The sequence below is a fragment of the Pseudorhodoferax sp. Leaf274 genome (assembly GCF_001422445.1).
Lineage (GTDB): Bacteria > Pseudomonadota > Gammaproteobacteria > Burkholderiales > Burkholderiaceae_C > Pseudorhodoferax.
This window is the reverse complement of record NZ_LMNA01000030.1, coordinates 362,973-378,870: the sequence shown is the minus strand read 5'-3', so window position 1 is coordinate 378,870 and position 15,898 is coordinate 362,973. Positions and strand designations below refer to the sequence as shown.

15 protein-coding genes are annotated in these 15,898 nt (G+C 72.1%); 9 read left to right on the top strand and 6 right to left on the bottom strand.

From position 1 onward, the window contains the following. The first annotated feature begins 94 nt into the window (after positions 1–94). The 9 genes from ASF44_RS28515 (at position 95) to ASF44_RS32635 (ending at position 10,577) form a co-directional block, all read left to right on the top strand. Positions 95–1,057, top strand: coding sequence for a LysR family transcriptional regulator (locus ASF44_RS28515; protein ID WP_056902639.1), 963 nt, complete (start codon positions 95–97; stop codon positions 1,055–1,057). 4 nt (positions 1,058–1,061) lie between these two features. After that, positions 1,062–2,540: an NAD(P)/FAD-dependent oxidoreductase gene (locus tag ASF44_RS28510; protein ID WP_056902638.1), complete on the top strand. Its 1,479-nt coding sequence runs from the start codon at positions 1,062–1,064 to the stop codon at positions 2,538–2,540. Then, positions 2,537–3,511 carry an ABC transporter permease gene (locus ASF44_RS28505; protein WP_056902637.1) on the top strand — a complete coding sequence of 325 codons (975 nt, stop codon included), beginning with the start codon at positions 2,537–2,539 and terminating at the stop codon, positions 3,509–3,511. The genes ASF44_RS28510 and ASF44_RS28505 overlap by 4 nt, the downstream gene beginning before the upstream one ends. A 103-nt stretch (positions 3,512–3,614) precedes the next feature. Continuing rightward, on the top strand, positions 3,615–4,505 hold the full coding sequence (locus tag ASF44_RS28500) for an ABC transporter permease (protein ID WP_056902636.1): 891 nt from the start codon (positions 3,615–3,617) through the stop codon (positions 4,503–4,505). After that, a complete protein-coding gene (locus tag ASF44_RS28495) occupies positions 4,502–5,494 on the top strand; it encodes an ABC transporter ATP-binding protein (RefSeq protein ID WP_056902635.1) in 993 nt (330 codons plus the stop codon). Before ASF44_RS28500 ends, ASF44_RS28495 begins: the two co-directional genes overlap by 4 nt. Continuing rightward, the gene (locus ASF44_RS28490; protein WP_056902634.1) at positions 5,491–6,522 is read left to right on the top strand and encodes an ABC transporter ATP-binding protein; all 1,032 of its coding nucleotides are present in this window, start codon (positions 5,491–5,493) and stop codon (positions 6,520–6,522) included. Before ASF44_RS28495 ends, ASF44_RS28490 begins: the two co-directional genes overlap by 4 nt. 26 nt (positions 6,523–6,548) lie before the next feature. Further along, on the top strand, positions 6,549–8,120 hold the full coding sequence (locus ASF44_RS28485; protein ID WP_056902633.1) for an ABC transporter substrate-binding protein: 1,572 nt from the start codon (positions 6,549–6,551) through the stop codon (positions 8,118–8,120). Positions 8,121–8,124: 4 nt separating this feature from the next. Then, positions 8,125–9,432, top strand: coding sequence for an acyl-CoA thioesterase/bile acid-CoA:amino acid N-acyltransferase family protein (locus tag ASF44_RS32640; protein WP_056902632.1), 1,308 nt, complete (start codon positions 8,125–8,127; stop codon positions 9,430–9,432). Next, positions 9,429–10,577, top strand: coding sequence for a peroxidase-related enzyme (locus ASF44_RS32635; protein ID WP_200930673.1), 1,149 nt, complete (start codon positions 9,429–9,431; stop codon positions 10,575–10,577). The genes ASF44_RS32640 and ASF44_RS32635 overlap by 4 nt, the downstream gene beginning before the upstream one ends. 93 nt (positions 10,578–10,670) lie before the next feature. Here the strand turns inward: ASF44_RS32635 and arsC are convergent, their stop codons facing one another. The 6 genes from arsC to ASF44_RS28445 form a co-directional block, all read right to left on the bottom strand. Further along, complete coding sequence (arsC, locus tag ASF44_RS28470; RefSeq protein WP_056902631.1) at positions 10,671–11,102, bottom strand: arsenate reductase (glutaredoxin); 432 nt, start codon at positions 11,100–11,102, stop codon at positions 10,671–10,673. 26 nt (positions 11,103–11,128) lie between these two features. After that, positions 11,129–12,415, bottom strand: coding sequence for an arsenic transporter (locus ASF44_RS28465; protein ID WP_056902630.1), 1,287 nt, complete (start codon positions 12,413–12,415; stop codon positions 11,129–11,131). Positions 12,416–12,433: 18 nt separating this feature from the next. Further along, on the bottom strand, positions 12,434–12,793 hold the full coding sequence (locus tag ASF44_RS28460; RefSeq protein WP_056902629.1) for a helix-turn-helix transcriptional regulator: 360 nt from the start codon (positions 12,791–12,793) through the stop codon (positions 12,434–12,436). Positions 12,794–12,868: 75 nt separating this feature from the next. Further along, positions 12,869–13,576 carry an anti-sigma factor domain-containing protein gene (locus tag ASF44_RS28455; protein WP_056902628.1) on the bottom strand — a complete coding sequence of 236 codons (708 nt, stop codon included), beginning with the start codon at positions 13,574–13,576 and terminating at the stop codon, positions 12,869–12,871. After that, a complete protein-coding gene (locus ASF44_RS28450) occupies positions 13,573–14,136 on the bottom strand; it encodes a sigma-70 family RNA polymerase sigma factor (protein WP_056902627.1) in 564 nt (187 codons plus the stop codon). Before ASF44_RS28450 ends, ASF44_RS28455 begins: the two co-directional genes overlap by 4 nt. A gap of 51 nt (positions 14,137–14,187) precedes the next feature. After that, entirely contained in the window at positions 14,188–15,837 is a 1,650-nt protein-coding gene (locus ASF44_RS28445; protein WP_235579380.1) for a DUF4394 domain-containing protein, read from the bottom strand. Positions 15,838–15,898 lie beyond the last annotated feature (61 nt).

The window sequence follows — 15,898 nt, the reverse complement described above, 5'->3', positions numbered from 1 at the left end:
ATCCGCGGCCTTCGCCGCATATGCATCCTCGTTTTAATTATTTGCAAAATGGATGATGATTGCGTCATCATCCACATATCAGATAGTCAAGACGATGGATATCCGCCAGCTCGAAGCCTTCGCCGCCGTCATGTCCACCGGGAGCATGACCGGCGCGGCGCGCCTGCTCGACCGCTCGCAGCCGGCCGTCACGCGCCTGGTGCATGAGCTGGAGGCCGCCACGGGCTATGCCCTCTTCACGCGGCACGGGCCGCGCGTGACGCCCACGCAGGAAGGCTTCCTGCTCTACGAGGAGGTGGAGCCGCTGCTGGGCAGCTGGCGCCAGTTGCGCGTGCGCGCCACCGAGATCGGCCAGGGCGGCGAGCCGCTGCTGCTGGCCGCCACCTCGGCCGTGGCCGTGGGCCTGCTGCCGCAGGCCCTGCGGGCGCTGGAACAGGAGCTGGGCGCCGCGCCCGTGCGCCTGCACAGCGCCCCGCCCGAACGCGTGCTGCAGGCCGTGCTGAGCAGCGCCGTGCAGCTGGGCATGGCCAGCCTGCCGCTGGAGCACCGCGGCCTGCAGCTGCTGTGGATCGGCCAGGCGCCCTGCGTGGCGGTGCTGGCCGACACCGATCCGCTGGCGGCCCACCCGGCGCTGGAGCCCGCCGCGCTGGCGGCGCAGCGCATCATCACGCTGGCCAACCCCTACCGGCTGCGCAGCCGCATCGACCAGGTGCTGGGCACGGCCGCCACGCGCCCGGCCAGCACCGTCGAGACCAACTCGTCGGTGAACGCCATCGCCATGGCGCGCGCGGGCCTGGGCATCGCGCTGCTCGACCCGCTGAGCGCACACGGCATGCCCTTGCCCGGCACCTGCGTGCGCCCGCTGGCCAGCGACATCCCCTATTTCTTCGGCGCCATCGCGCAGCAGGGCCGCCCCCTGGGCCGCCGGCCGCAGGCGCTGGCCGACGCCCTGCTCGCTGCAGCCGCCGGCGTGCCGGGCTTCGTGGAACACCCTGCCTCCCTGCATGCCGAGCTGCTGCAGGCCGCCCACGCCGAATTGCCCTCTCCCCGCGTTTGACCCCATGACAACGACATCCCCCACCCCCACCGGCCTCGCCGCCCTGGAGCAACGCCTGCGCCAGGACCTGGAATGGCTCGCCCTGCCCGCCAAGCGCTGGGTGCCGCCCAGCGAACGCGACGGCGTGCCCGTGCTCGACGTGGCCGTCATCGGTGGCGGCATGGCGGGCCTGGCGCTGGCCGCCGCGCTCAAGCACCTGGGCCTGCAGGCGCCGGTGTTCGACCAGGCCCCGGCCGGCTTCGAGGGCCCCTGGGCGACGACGGCGCGCATGGAGACACTGCGCTCGCCCAAGGAGTTGACCGGCCCCGCACTGGGCCTGCCGGCGCTGACCTTCCGCGCCTGGTTCGAGTCGCAGTTCGGCCTGCCGGCGTGGCAGGCGCTGGACAAGATCCCGCGCCTGCAGTGGATGGACTACCTGCGCTGGTACCGCGGCGTGCTGGGCCTGGACCTGCGCAACCGCCAGCGCGTGCATGCCGTGCGCCCGCGCGCCGACGGCGTGGTGGCGCTGGACCTCGTCGATGCAGGGGACGGCCATCGCGCCTACACCGTGCTGGCCCGCCACGTGGTGCTGGCCACGGGCCGCGACGGCCTGGGCGGCCCCTGGGTGCCGGCCTGGGCGCACCAGCTCCCCAGCGACCGATGGGACCATTCCGCCCACGCCTGGGAGGGCGCCACCCTGCGCGGGCGCCGCGTGGCCGTGATCGGCGGCGGTGCCTCGGCCATGGACGCCGCGGCCACCGCGCTCGAAGCCGGCGCCGCGCGCGTGGACATCCTCATCCGCCGCAGCGAGCTGCCGCGCATCAACAAGGGCAAGGGCGCAGGCAGCCCCGGCATGTCGCACGGCTTCGGCCTGCTGTCCGACGAATGGAAATGGCGCCTGCGCCACTACCTCAACCAACAGCAGGTGCCGCCGCCGCAGGGCAGCACGCTGCGCGTGTCGCGCCACGCGAACGCCTTCTTCCACCTGGGTGCCGGCGCGCTCGGTGCCAGCGTGCGGGCCGACGGCAGCCTGCGCGTGGACACGGCCAAGGGCCCGCTCGCGACCGACCACGTGGTCTTCTGCACCGGCTTTCGCACCGACTGGGCGCTGCGGCCCGAGTTCGCCGCGCTGCAGCCCCATGTGCGGCTGTGGCAGGACCGCTTCACCGCGCCCGCGGGCCAGGACGATGCCGAACTGGCCGAGTCGCCCGACCTGGGCCCGCTGTTCGAGTTCCAGCAGAAACAGCCAGGCAGTTGCCCGGGCCTGGAGCGCGTGCACTGCTACAACTACGCGGCCGCGCTGTCGCAGGGGGCAGGCGCCGGCGACATCCCGCAGATCACCGACGGCGCGCAGCGCCTGGCGCGCGGCCTGGCCGCGCAGCTGCTGGCCGAGGACATGCCCATGCACTTCGCCAACATGCAGCGCTACGCCGAGCCGGAACTGCAGGGGCATGAGTGGACCGAGGCGCAATTTCCTGCATATGTGGAGGGCCCGTCCCCATGACCGGCTGGCTGCTGCGCCGCCTGGGCCAGGCCCTGCTCGTGGTGCTCGCGATGACGGTCATCGTCTTCGTCGGCATGCACGCCATCGGCAACCCGGTGGACATCCTGATCGGCGACGACATGAACCAGGCCGAGCGCGCCGCCGCCATCGCGCGCCTGGGGCTGGACCAGCCGCTGTGGCGCCAGTACCTGGCCTTCCTGGAAGGCGCGCTGCGCAGCGAACTCGGCCGCAGCTTCGTCTACAACGAAGACGCGATCCGCCTGATCCTGCACCGCCTGCCGGCGACGCTGGAACTGGCGGTCGCGGCGCTGCTGATGGCCGTGCTGATCGGTGTGCCGCTCGGCCTCTTCGCGGGCATGCGGCCCGAGCATCCGCTCTCTCGTGCGGTCATGACGACCAGCATCGTGGGCTTCTCGCTGCCGGCCTTCTGGGTCGCGCTGATGCTGATCATGGTGTTCAGCGTGCAGCTGGGCTGGCTGCCGGCGGGCGGGCGCGGCGCCACGCGCGAGCTGTTCGGCGTGGCCTGGTCCTGGCTCACCTGGGACGGCCTGGTGCACCTGCTGCTGCCGGCCTTCAACCTCGCGCTGTTCAAGATCTCCATGGTGCTGCGGCTCACGCGCGCCGGCGTGCGCGAGGTGCTGCCGCAGGACTACGTGAAGTTCGCGCGCGCCAAGGGCCTGTCGCCGCAGCGCGTGATGCTGGTGCACGTGCTGCGCAACACGCTGATCCCGCTGGTCACCGTGCTGGGCCTGGAGCTCGGCTCGACCATTGCCTACGCGGTCGTGACCGAAACCATCTTCGCCTGGCCCGGCGCGGGCAAGCTGATCCTGGACAGCATCAATTCGCTCGACCGGCCCGTGGTCGTGGCCTACCTCATGGTGGTGGTGGTGATTTTCGTGACGCTGAATTTGGTGGTGGACGTGCTGTATCGGTTGCTCGATCCGCGCGTCAGGCTGGAGGGCGCCCGATGAGCGCCATGACGAGGGGCCCCACGCAGTGGGGATCGGCACAGCGAACGGGCCTGGATGCCGACAACGCGCTGAGAGCACCCGCACAACCGTTCGGAGGCATCCGATGAGCACTGCACGCGAAGACTCGCTGTGGTGGCGCACCGTCACCGACTTCCTGCGCTCGCGCACGGCCGTGTTCGGGCTCGTGGTGCTCGCGCTCGTGGTGCTGGCCGCGCTGGCAGCGCCCTGGATCACGCCGCAGAACCCCTACGACCTCATGCAGCTGGACGTGCTGGACGCGCGCCTCGCGCCCGGCGCGCGCAACGGCCTGGACAGCTTCACCTACTGGCTGGGCACCGACGGCCAGGGCCGCGACCTGTATTCGGCCATCGTCTACGGCCTGCGCATCAGCCTCGTGGTGGGCGTGGGCTCGGCGCTGATCGCGGCCGTGGTCGGCACGCTGGTCGGCCTGCTGTCGGCCTACGCCGGCGGCCGAGTGGACGCGCTGCTGATGCGCCTGGTGGACCTGCTGCTGTCGTTCCCGACCATCCTCATGGCGCTCATGATCCTGGCCTACCTGGGCAAGGGCATCGGCAACGTGGTGCTCACGCTGGTGCTGCTGGAATGGGCCTACTACGCGCGCACGGCCCGCGGCCAGGCCCTGGTGGAGACGCGGCGCGAGTACGTGGACGCGGCGCGCGGCCAGGGCATTCCGCGCTGGCGCATTCTGGTCGGCCATGTGCTGCCCAACTGCCTGCCGCCGCTGCTCGTGATCGGCGCGCTGCAGGTGGCGCGCGCCATCACGCTGGAGGCCACGCTGTCCTTCCTGGGCCTGGGCGTGCCCATCACCGAGCCCTCGCTGGGCCTGTTGATCTCCAACGGCTACCAGTACCTGCTGTCCAACGAATACTGGATCAGCGTGTTCCCCGGCCTGGCGCTGCTGGCCACCATCGTCGCGATCAACCTGGTGGGCGACCACCTGCGCGACGTGCTGAACCCGAGGTTGCAGAAATGAGTGCGGTGGACCTTCCGGTGCTGGAGTTGCGCGAGCTGCGCACCCGCTTCCACACGCGCGACGGCGTGCTGCCCGTGGTCGACGGCGTGTCCTTCAGCCTGCAGCGCGGCCAGGTGCTGGGCCTGGTCGGCGAGTCGGGCTCGGGCAAGTCGGTCACGGGCTTTTCCATCATGGGCCTGGTCGACGCGCCGGGCCGCGTCGAGGGCGGCCAGGTGCTGTTCCAGGGCCGCGACCTCGCGCAGATGGGCGACAAGGAATTGCGCCAGCTGCGCGGCAACCGCATCGCCATGATCTTCCAGGACCCCATGGCCACGCTGAACCCGGTGCTGCGCGTGGACACGCAGATGGTCGAGGCGGTGCGCGCGCACCGCCGCGTCGGCAAGGACCAGGCGCGGCGCGAGGCGGCCGAGGCGCTGACACTGGTCGGCATCGCCAGCCCCGAGGAACGGCTGCGCGCCTACCCGCACCAGCTGTCGGGCGGCATGCGCCAGCGCGTGGCGATCGCCATCGCGCTGCTGCACAAGCCCGACCTCATCATCGCGGACGAACCCACCACGGCGCTGGACGTGACCATCCAGGCGCAGATCCTGTCGGAGATGCAAAAGCTCGTGCGGGACAGCGGCACGGCGCTGATCTGGATCAGCCACGACCTGTCCGTCGTCGCCGGCCTCGCGGATGCCGTGGCCGTGATGTACGCCGGCCGCATCGTCGAGATCGGCCGCGTGGACGACGTGCTCGACCGCCCGCAGCACCCCTACACCCAGGGCCTGATCGGCAGCCTGCCCAGCGCCAACCAGCGCGGCGCGCGGTTGCGCCAGATCCCCGGCATGGCGCCGCACCTCGCGCGGCTGCCGCCCGGCTGCGCCTTCGCGCCGCGCTGCAGCCGGGCCACGGCGCAGTGCAATGCGGCCATGCCCGAACTGCAGCACCCGCGCCCTGATGCGGCCACGCATGGCGTGCGCTGCATCCATCCAGGAGAAGCCGCATGAGCGCGCTGCCCAATTCCGCAGAGAACGCGGTTCCGCTGGTCGACCTGCGCCGGATCTCCATGCGCTTCGGCGAACGGCCCGAAGGCGCGCTGACCCGCGGCCTGCGCCGCCTGGGCCTGGCGGACCAGCCCGCCATCACGCACGCCGTCGACCACGTCGACCTGGCCGTGCGCCCGGGCGAGGTCGTGGGTCTGGTCGGCGAATCGGGCTGCGGCAAGTCCACGCTGGGCCGCATCGCAGCCGGCCTCTTGCACCCCAGCGATGGCGAGGTGCTGGTCGACGGCAAGCCGCTTGCCACGCTGGATGCCAAGGCCCGCCTGCAGGCGCGGCTGCGCGTGCAGATGGTGTTCCAGGACCCGTTCGGCAGCCTGAACCCACGCCTGCGCGTGGCGCGCATCGTCGGCGAGGCCGCGCGCCTGCACGGCCTGACCGATGCAGCCGGCGAGGACGACTATGTCTGCGCCCAGCTCACGCGCGCGGGGCTGGACCCCTCCCTGCGCCACCGTTACCCGCACCAGTTCAGCGGCGGGCAGCGCCAGCGCATCGGCATCGCGCGTGCGCTGGCGGTGCAGCCCGCCATGCTGGTCAGCGACGAGGCCGTGGCAGCGCTCGACGTGTCGATCCAGGCGCAGATCCTGAACCTGTTCATGGACCTGCGCGAGCAGCTGGGCCTGGCCTACCTGTTCATCAGCCACGACCTGGGCGTGATCGAGCACCTGTCGGACCGCGTGGTCGTGATGTACCTGGGCCGCGTGGTCGAGAGCGCGCCCGTGGCCGAACTGTTCGCGCGGCCGCACCACCCCTACACGCGCGCGCTGCTGCAGGAGATCCCCAAGATCGGCACCCGCCGCACGCAGTTCGCGCCGATCCGCGGCGAGATCCCGAGCCCGCTCGCGCCGCCCAGCGGCTGCCACTTCCACCCGCGCTGCCCGCACGCCATGCCGCGCTGCCGCACCGAGGCCCCCAGGCTGCGCGGCATCGCCGTGCAGCACCTGAGCGCCTGCCATCTCGACGACGAAACCTCTTGACCACTCTCTTGCCTGAAAGGACCCGCATGCGCAAGCACCACCTCCTCCCCCTGCTGGCCGCCGCGCTGCTGGCTGCCCACGGCGCGCAGGCGCAGCAGAACAACCTGTCCATCGCCTTCGCCGACCCGATCTCCTCGGTCGACCCGCAGCTCAACAACCATGCGGGCGACCGCTCGCTGGCGCTGCACTTCTGGGACTCCATCGTCGCCTCGCGCGACGGCGGCAAGCTCGACCCCGGCCTGGCCGCCAGCTGGAAGGCGCTGGACGAGACCACCTGGGAATTCAAGCTGCGCACCGACATCCAGTGGCAGGACGGCAAGCCCATGACGGCCGACGACATCCTGTACTCGTTGCAGCGCGCGCGGGCCGTACCGGGCTCGGTCGCCTCGTACGCGGGCGCGCTGCGCACGGTGGAATCGGTCACGGCCAGGGACGCGCACACCGTCATCGTCAAGACCACCGGCCCCAACCCCATGCTGCCGCTGGAGCTCGCCTCGGTCTACATCGTCAGCAAGCACGTGGGCGAGAAGTCGCAGACGGCCGATTACAACGCCGGCCGCGCCGTGGTCGGCACCGGCCCCTACAAGTTCATCTCGTACACGCCGGGCGACCGCACCGTGTTCGAGCGCAGCACCAGCTACTGGGGCCCCAAGCCGCTGTGGGACCGCGTGACCTACCGCTTCATCAACAACGGCGCGGCGCGCACGGCCGCGCTCTTGGCCGGCGACGTGGACGTGATCGACAAGGTGGCCGTGACCGATGTCGAGAAGCTGCGCAAGACGCCTTCCGTCAGCGTCTACACCTACCCCGGCCTGCGCGTGCTGCTGCTGCAACCCAGCCTGCGCGCCGGCACCAACGAGTTCATCACCGACAACGCCGGCAAGCCGCTCGAGAAGAACCCCTTGCAGGACGTGCGCGTGCGCCAGGCCCTGTCGATCGGCATCAACCGCAAGGCCATCGTCGACCGCGTGCTGCAGGGCACGGTGACAGAGGCCAACCAGTGGATGCCCAAGGGCAGCTTCGGCTACAACCCCGAGGTCAAGGACATCGCCTACAACGCCGAGCAGGCCAAGAAGCTGCTGGCCGATGCCGGCTACCCGCAGGGCTTCCAGATCAGCATCCACGTGCCGGGCGACCGCTACCCGCAGGCGCCCGAGAGCGTGCAGGCCGTGGCGCAGTTCTGGACACGCATCGGCGTGAAGACCAAGGTCGAGGTCGTGCCGTGGTCGGTGTACTCGGCCCGCGCCGGCCGCAACGAGTTCGCCGTCAGCGTGATCGCCTGGGGCAACGGCACGGGCGAGGCCGGCTACGGCCTGCTGCAAACCCTGGCCTCGCACGATCCCAAGCGCGGCCGCGGCATCAACAACTGGGGCCGCTACAGCAACGACAGCGTGGACAAGGCGCTGGACGCCGCCACCGTGGAGTTCGACGCACGCCGCCGCGAGGCCGTGTTCCGCCACGCCGCCAAGCTCGTGACCGACGACGTGGGCCAGATCCCGCTGTTCCACTACAAGAACATCTGGGCCGCCAAGAAGGGCTTGAAAGTCGAGCCGCTGCTGAGCGACCGCACGACCGCGATGCAGGTCACGCGGAACTGAGGCCATGCTGCACGCCACCCCGGCCGACGCGCTGATCGACCAGCCGCGCCGCATCGCGGCCGACGGGCTCGCGCCCGGTGAAGAAGTGCTGCTGAGCAGCCGCACCGTGCGCGGGCCTGGCATCGTGTGGACGGCGCAGGTGCGGCTGCGCGCCGACGCGCAGGGCTCCGTCGACCTGGAGCGCGATGCGCCGGTCGAAGGCAGCTACCAGGGCGTCGCGCCCATGGGCCTCGTCTGGTCGCAGGCGCCCGAGCGCGCCGGCGCGCCGCGCGAGGTGTTCGCGGCCGAGCCGGCCGCGCCGCTGCGCACCTCCCTCACGCTGCAGCGCGCCGACGGCAGCACCTGGTCCGCCGAGTTCGTGCAGCGCCTGGCCGGCCCCGGCGTCACGCGGCGCGAGATCCGCGACCAGGGCCTGTCGGCCACGCTGTTCCTGCCGCCCGGCCCGGGCCCGCACCCGGCCGTCATGGTGCTGAACGGCTCGGGCGGCGGCATCAACGAGCCGCGCGCCGCGCTCTACGCCTCGCACGGCTACGCGGCGCTCGCCCTCGGCTACTTCAAGTCGCCGGGCCGGCCCGACCACATCTCCGACACGCATCTCGAATACTTCGAGACCGCGCTGCAGTGGCTGCACGCCGAGGTCCGCCCGCTCGGCGGCTTCGTCGCGCTGTCGGGCCAGTCGCGCGGCGGCGAGCTCGTGCTGCTGCTGGCCTCGCTGTTTCCCGAACTCGTCTCGGCCGTGATCGGCTACGTGCCGGGCGCCGTGGTGCACAGCGCGCAGAACGCCTGCAACCCGGCCAACGGCCCCGACAGCCGCAACGGCCCGGCCTGGATCTTCCGTGGCCAGCCGCTGCCGCACCTGTGGCAGGACAACCGCACGGCCACCTGGGCGCCCTGGGACGAAGGCCCCGAGCCGCGCCGCCACGCCAACGCGCTGCTGACGGCCCTGCAGGACGCGGATGCCGTGGAGCGCGCACGCATCCGCGTGGAGCGCATCCGCGGGCCGGTGCTGCTGCTGTCGGCCAGCGACGACGGCTCCTGGCCCTCCAGCCTGTACTGCGCCATGGTGGCCGAGCGGCTGGCCGCGCACGGCCATGCCTGGCCCGTGCAGCACCTCGACTTCGCAGGCGCGGGCCACGCCATCGTGTTCCCCACCGTGCCGACCACGCAACTCGTCTACGCGCACCCCGTCTCCGGCCGCCTGAGCACCACGGGCGGCGCGCCCGCCCCCAACGCGCATGCGGACGCGGCCTCCTGGGCCGGCGTGCGCGACTTCCTGCAACAGGCCACCCAACATCTGCGGACCACGCCATGACCAACAGTTCTTCCGACCTGATCGACCGCCTGGTGCCGCTGGCACCCGGCAGCGCCACGCACGCCGTGCGCCACCAGCGCGACAAGGTCGTCGCCGCGACCCAGGGCAGCGACGACAGCCTGTTCGATCCGGCCCTGCCCGGCCTGTCGCTGGCCGAGCGCCTGCTGAGCGCGCTGGCCATCGCCGAGGCCTCGGACAGTGCGCCCCTGCAGGCGCACTACCGCGAGCGGCTGCAGGCCCTGCAGCTGAACCCAGCCGAGCAGGCCGCACGCGCAGGCCGCCAGCCCACGGGCGATGCACGCCTGGACACCATCCTCGGCTACGCGCGCCTGCTGGCCCTGCGCCCCGTGGAAGGCGACCGCGACGCGCTGCTGCGCCTGCCCGCCGCGGGCCTCTCCACGCCGGCGGTGATCGCGCTGGCCCAGCTGATCGCCTTCGTGGCCTACCAGGTGCGCGTGGTCGCCGGCCTGCAGGCCATGGTTGCGCTCGGCGACGCCGCCGCGCCCGCCGCAGCGCCCACGGACGAAGTACCCTTCGTGCACCCCGCCAACCTGCCCAAGCCCGGCGAGCCGCTGCGCCTGAACGGCTACACCAGCGAGACGCTGGACTGGAAGGCCTGGCTGCCCGTGCTGGACCTGGCGCAGGCAACCCCCGCGCAACTCAAGATCCTGGAGACCAGCCACCCCAAGGCCAAGACCAGCGACTACTACCTCACGCTGGTCCAGCAGCCCGAGATCCTGGAGCAGCGCTCCATCGTCTTCAACGCCATCATGTATGCGCCGGGTGGCCTGTCGCGCGCCGAGCGCGAGCTGGCCAGCGCCGTGGTGTCGCGCGTGAACGGCTGCGTCTACTGCTGCTCGGTGCACGCCCAGCGCTTCGAGCAGCTGGCCAAGCGCAACGACGTGATCGCCCAGGTCTTCGCCGAGCCGCAGGGCGCGGGCACGACGGCACGCGAACGCGCCATCGTGCAGGCCTCGATCGACCTGACCGCCGCCCCGGGCCGCTTCGGCGCGGCGCAGCTGGCACCGCTGCGCGCGGCCGGGCTGTCGGCGCTGGAGCTGCTGGACCTCGTGCACGCCGTGGCGATCTTCGCCTGGGCCAACCGGCTCATGCTGAACCTGGGCGAGGCGGTGGTGCCCGCCTGAAGCCACCGCGTGGCGCGGCCCGCCACGGCAGGTCGCCGCACGCGCGCCCATGCCGCTGCGCCGAGCCCCCGCCACGCGCCCGGCGCGGGCACTTCAGGGCCTGGCGATGCGCGCGCCCTGCCCGTCGACCACGGCCTCGCCGTCTTCCTTGGTGAAGGCGCCCTGCTGCGGCCGCGGCAACAGGTCGAGCACCGCCTCCGAAGGCCGGCACAGCCGCGTGCCCAGCGGCGTGGCGACGATGGGCCGATTGATGAGGATCGGCTCTTGCAGCATGCAGTCGATCAGCTGCGCGTCGGTCCACACGGGGCTGTCCAGGCCGAGCGCGTCGTAGGGCGTGCCCTTGCTGCGCAGCAGACCGCGCGGCGCGATGCCCATGGCCGCGATCAGCCGCTCCAGCGTGGCCCGGTCGGGTGGCGTCTTCAGGTATTCGATGATCTGCGGCTCCTCGCCGCTGTTGCGGATCATCGCCAGCACGTTGCGCGACGTGCCGCAGGCAGGGTTGTGGTAGATCGTGATGTTGCCCATTTCGGTTCCTTGGGTCGATGCAGGGTTCAGCCGAGGCTCAGGCGCAGCGCCAGTGCCGACAACGTCACCAGCAGCACGGGCAGCGTGAGCACCGTGCCCACGCGCAGGTAGGTGCCCCAGCCGATCGTCATGCCCTTCTTCTGCAGCACGTGCAGCCACAGCAGTGTGGCCAGGCTGCCGATGGGCGTGATCTTGGGGCCCAGGTCGCAGCCGATCACGTTGGCATAGACCATGGCCTCTTTCACCGCACCGCTGGCCTGCGATGCGTCGATGGACAGTGCGCCGATCAGCACCGTGGGCATGTTGTTCATGACCGAGGACAGCAGCGCCGTGAGCACGCCCGTGCCCAATGCCGCGCCCCAGACGCCGCCCTGCGCGAACACATCGAGCAGCGCGGCGATGCGGTCCGTCAAGCCCGCGTTGCGCAGCCCGTAGACCACGAGGTACATGCCGAGCGAGAACACCACGATCTGCCAGGGCGCGCCATGCAGCACCTTGCGCGTGCTGATGACCTGGCCCCGGGCCGCGACCGCCAGCAGCACCACGACGGCCACGGCCGCGACCGCGCTGACCGGCACGCCCAGCGGCTCCAGGCCGAAGAAGCCGACCAGCAGCAGCGCCAGCACCACCCAGCCTGCGCGGAAGGTGGCCGGGTCGCGGATGGCCTGCGCCGGCGCCTGGAGCTGGGCCAGGTCGTAGCGCGCCGGCACGGCCCGGCCAAAGTACAGCAGCAGCACCAGCAGGCTGGCCAGCACCGCGGCGACGTTGACGGGCACCATCACCGCCGCGTACCGGTTGAAGCCGATGCCGAAGAAATCGGCCGACACGATGTTGACCAGGTTGGAGACGACCAATGGCAGGCTGGCCGTGTCGGCGATGAAGCCGGCCGCCATCACGAAGGCCAGCGTCGCGGCCGGCGAGAAGCCCAGCGCGGCCAGCATGGCCATGACGATGGGCGTCAGGATCAGCGCCGCGCCATCGTTGGCGAACAGCGCCGCCACGGCCGCGCCCAGCAGCACGATGGCGGCGAACAGCCGGCGCCCGTGGCCGCCGCCCCAGCGGGCCACGTGCAGCGCGGCCCATTCGAAGAAGCCGGCCTCGTCCAGCAGCAGGCTGATGAGGATGACCGCCACGAAGGTGGCGGTGGCGTTCCAGACGATGCCCCACACCACCGCGATGTCGGCCGGTTGCACGACGCCGAAGGCCAGCGCCAGCACGGCGCCCAGGGACGCGCTCCAGCCGATGCCCAGCCCGCGCGGCTGCCAGATGACGAGGACGAGCGTGAGCAGGAAGACCGGGATGGCCGCGGGCATCGGGGTGCGCTCCGCTGTTCAGCGATCGCCGTGCACGTGGGGCACGTCGGGCACGCAGCGGCCCGGCGCCACGGCTTCGGCGGCCGCGCAGCCGGCACCCTCGCAGCAGTTCTCGGTGAGGTAGCGCAGCAGCGCGTCCATGGTGTCGAACGAGGCCCGGTAGACCAGGTTGCGGCCCTGGCGCTCCTGCGTCACGAGGCCGGCGCGCGTCAGCTCCTTGAGGTGGAACGACAGCGTGTTGCCGGCCACGCCGAGCTGCTCGGCCAGCGTGCCCGGCGTCAGGCCCTCGGGGCCGGCGACGACCAGGGCACGGAACAGGCGCAGCCGCAGCACCTGCGCCAGGGCTGCGAGGGATTGGACGGCGTCGGCTTCCTGCATTGATCGACTTTACAACAACTATTGAATTAATAAGCGCAAGCGTGGATGCGCCGCCGCACCGGCCGCCGGGGGCGGCTACAGCCGCACCGAACGGCCCACGAACAGGATGGGCCCGGTCGGCAGCCCGGTCGGCGATCCGCCCTGCGGCTCCAGCGTGAGCTCGAACAGCTGCTGCTCGCCCAGGCCGGGCGAGCGCTGCACGGGCAGTTCCAGCCGCGTGCCGGGCTGCACCAGGCCCAGCGAGGTCGGGCGGTCCGCGCCCTGCGGCTTGGTCCAGAACTGCAGGGACTTGTCGGGCGGCACCACGGCGCCCACCTCCAGCGGCACCAGGCGGATGCGCTCGCCCGAGGTGGCCTCGACGACCCAGCCGGTGCGCTGCGTCTCGGGTGCCTGCAGCAAGGTGATGTAGCGCACATGGGTCTGCGGCGGACGCAACACCAGCACGGCCGCCAGCGCGACCGAGGCGGCCATCGACATCAGCGCGGCCGCGCGCCAGCGCCCACGGCTGCGCCACAGCGTGTCGTTGGCCGCGGGCTGGCGCGCCGGCACCACCGAGGGGCCGATCTGCCCAGCGATGCCCTGCCAGAGGCTGTCGCGCAGTTCGCCTGCCGGCACGCGCAGCGCCAGCGGCAGCAGCCGGTCCTGCCAGGCATAGACCTCGGCGCGCAGGGCTGCGTCGCCGGCCAGCTGCTGCGCGACCGCGGCGCGGTCGGCGGCATCGAGCGTGCCCAGCACGTACTCGGCGGCGGCCACGCTGCGCTCGTCGGGATCCTCAAGGTTCATGACAGGCAGTCCCGCAGCGACAGCAGGCCGCGCCGTATCCACGACTTCACCGTGCCCAGCGGCGTGGCCTGGCGCACCGCGATCTGCTCGTGCGTGAGGCCTTCGACGAAGGCATCGACGATGCACGCGCGCCGCTGCGGCTCCAGGGCCTCCAGGCAGCGGCTCAGCGCATCGCCTTCGGCCTGCGCGGCCATGGCGGGCGCCCAAGCCCCCTGGGCATGCAGGCCGTGCTGCTCCTGCAGCGCCTCCAGCATGTCGCCCGCGGGCATCTCCCGCTGCGCGCGGCGCGCATGGTCCAGCGCCTTGTGCCGCACCACCGTGTAGACCCAGCCGCGCGCCGAGCCCAGCGCGCGCTCATAGGTGGACGCGCGCTGCCAGATCTGCACGAAGGCGTCCTGCAGCACGTCGTGCGCGGTGTCGCGGTCGCGCACGATGCGCTGCGCCACGCCCAGCAGCCAGCGCGATTCGCGCAGGTAGAGGGCTTGCAGGGCGTCGGCGTCGCCGCGTGCACAGGCTTCCACGGTGGATTCGTAGTCGAAGTCGGGGGGGTGCTGCGGCATGGGCGCGCCATTCTAGGAATGGCGCGCCGCCGCCGCCGCATTTCCCTTGTTTCAGAACCGGATCGCCAGGTCGACCAGGTTCGTCGGACCGCCCGCGCCGCCGATCAGCGAGCGTGCGGCGTCGCCGCTGGTGTTGCGGTACAGCGCCGTCGCGCCGGTCGTGAGCGACACCGTGTACAGCGTGAACGGCCCGGCCGCGCCGCTGCGCAGCGCGGCCAGCGCGGCCCCGTTGGCACCGCCGACGATGTCGAAGCCGGCCGCGCCCGCCAGGTCGAGCCCCAGCGCACCCACGTTGACCTGCGTCCCGTCGTTGGGCGGGTTCTGCAGCGTGAGCTGGTCGCCGTTCTCGTCCAGGTTGTACAGCGCGGTCGCCGCCGCCCCGGCGAAGTTGTTGGTGTAGGCCGAGCCGACGATGGACACCGGCGCGCCCGCGCGGTTGATGGGGCCGTCGGTGGTCGTCTGGCCGGCCGCCACGGTGGTGCCGCCCGACGTCGCGTTCTCCACCGCGATGCGCAGGTTCTGGCCGTCGCTGCCGATGGCGCGCAGCCGGTCGGCGACGGGGTTGAAGTCCACCGTGTAGCGCGGTGCGCTGAGCCCCGTGTACGGCGCCGAGGCGTCGGCAGCGTCGGCCACCAGGGTCGCGCGCAGCGTGGCCGCGCCGCTCGACGGGTCCACCGTGTAGAGCCGCCCGCCGCTGGCCAGCGCGTAGAGCAGCCCGTCCTTGGGCCGGAAGTCCACGCCCAGCACCTGGTCGCCCGCCTGCAGGCCGGTGATGGCCACCGTGGCCGTCAGGGTGTTGGGCGCGGCCGGGTCGAACGCGTGCAGGCGGTTGTCCGCCCCCAGCGCCAGGGCCTGCAGCTTGGCGGGCCCGTTCAGCGCCAGGCCGCGGACCGCCTCGCCGCCGGCGATGGGCGCCACCAGCGTCGCGGCGTTGCCGGTGGCCGCCAGGTTGATGGTGTACAGGCCGGTGCTGCCACCCACGCGCAGCGCGGCGTAGCCGACGTTGGTGCGCGGGTCGATGTCGAAGCCGTTGGCCGTCTCCGCCGTGATGCCCAGCGGCACGCCCGCACTGACCACGCCGTTGTTCGGCGGGTCCTGCAGCACCAGCCGGCCCGCCACCACGTCCAGGCCATAGAGCTGCGTCGCCACCGTGCCGGCGAAGGAGTTGGTGTAGGCGGCGGCGCTCACGCTGGTGGTCGCCGGGGTGATGGCGCCGTCCGTGGTGGCGGCACCGGTGTCGACATCGATGCGCAGGTTCTGCCCCGTGTCGCTGACCACGCGCAGCCGGTCGGCGGCCGGGTTGAAGTCCACCGCGAACTGGGTGCCCGACAGGGCGGTGAATGGCGCGTCGTCGCCCGCCGCGGCCACCAGGGCCGACTTGCGCGTGGCCACGCCGGTCGAGGGGTCCAGCGTGTACAGCGTGCCGCTGCTGCCCAGGCCGTAGAGCTTGCCGTCGGCCGGGCGCAGGTCGATGCCCACCAGCGCATCGCCGCTGGCCAGGCCGGTGACCGTGGCCGAACCCACCGTGGTCGCCGGCGCGGCGCGGTTGAACGACAGCAGGCGGCCGGTGCTGGTCAGCACGATGGTGTCGCCCACCTCGGCGGCCACGGGCGGCGTGTCGTCGTCGCTGCCACCGCAGGCGACGAGGCCGGCAGCGGCGAGAACCAGGACGGAACAGTGGGCGGCGGTGCGAAACATCATTGGAGAGCTCCCGATCAGAGTGGATGGCGCGGTCCCGGATGGACCGTGCCTGCCCCCACTA

Bases quoted from the DNA above. Each gene is read 5' to 3' on its own strand.
- ASF44_RS28515 (WP_056902639.1), top strand. From the start codon at position 95: ATGGATATCCGCCAGCTCGAAGCCTTCGCCGCCGTCATGTCCACCGGG.
- arsC (WP_056902631.1), bottom strand. From the start codon at position 11,102: ATGGGCAACATCACGATCTACCACAACCCTGCCTGCGGCACGTCGCGC.
- ASF44_RS28495 (WP_056902635.1), top strand. From the start codon at position 4,502: ATGAGTGCGGTGGACCTTCCGGTGCTGGAGTTGCGCGAGCTGCGCACC.
- ASF44_RS28465 (WP_056902630.1), bottom strand. From the start codon at position 12,415: ATGCCCGCGGCCATCCCGGTCTTCCTGCTCACGCTCGTCCTCGTCATC.
- ASF44_RS28500 (WP_056902636.1), top strand. From the start codon at position 3,615: ATGAGCACTGCACGCGAAGACTCGCTGTGGTGGCGCACCGTCACCGAC.
- ASF44_RS28455 (WP_056902628.1), bottom strand. From the start codon at position 13,576: ATGAACCTTGAGGATCCCGACGAGCGCAGCGTGGCCGCCGCCGAGTAC.
- ASF44_RS28445 (WP_235579380.1), bottom strand. From the start codon at position 15,837: ATGATGTTTCGCACCGCCGCCCACTGTTCCGTCCTGGTTCTCGCCGCT.
- ASF44_RS28510 (WP_056902638.1), top strand. From the start codon at position 1,062: ATGACAACGACATCCCCCACCCCCACCGGCCTCGCCGCCCTGGAGCAA.
- ASF44_RS28485 (WP_056902633.1), top strand. From the start codon at position 6,549: ATGCGCAAGCACCACCTCCTCCCCCTGCTGGCCGCCGCGCTGCTGGCT.
- ASF44_RS28490 (WP_056902634.1), top strand. From the start codon at position 5,491: ATGAGCGCGCTGCCCAATTCCGCAGAGAACGCGGTTCCGCTGGTCGAC.
- ASF44_RS32640 (WP_056902632.1), top strand. From the start codon at position 8,125: ATGCTGCACGCCACCCCGGCCGACGCGCTGATCGACCAGCCGCGCCGC.
- ASF44_RS32635 (WP_200930673.1), top strand. From the start codon at position 9,429: ATGACCAACAGTTCTTCCGACCTGATCGACCGCCTGGTGCCGCTGGCA.
- ASF44_RS28450 (WP_056902627.1), bottom strand. From the start codon at position 14,136: ATGCCGCAGCACCCCCCCGACTTCGACTACGAATCCACCGTGGAAGCC.
- ASF44_RS28505 (WP_056902637.1), top strand. From the start codon at position 2,537: ATGACCGGCTGGCTGCTGCGCCGCCTGGGCCAGGCCCTGCTCGTGGTG.
- ASF44_RS28460 (WP_056902629.1), bottom strand. From the start codon at position 12,793: ATGCAGGAAGCCGACGCCGTCCAATCCCTCGCAGCCCTGGCGCAGGTG.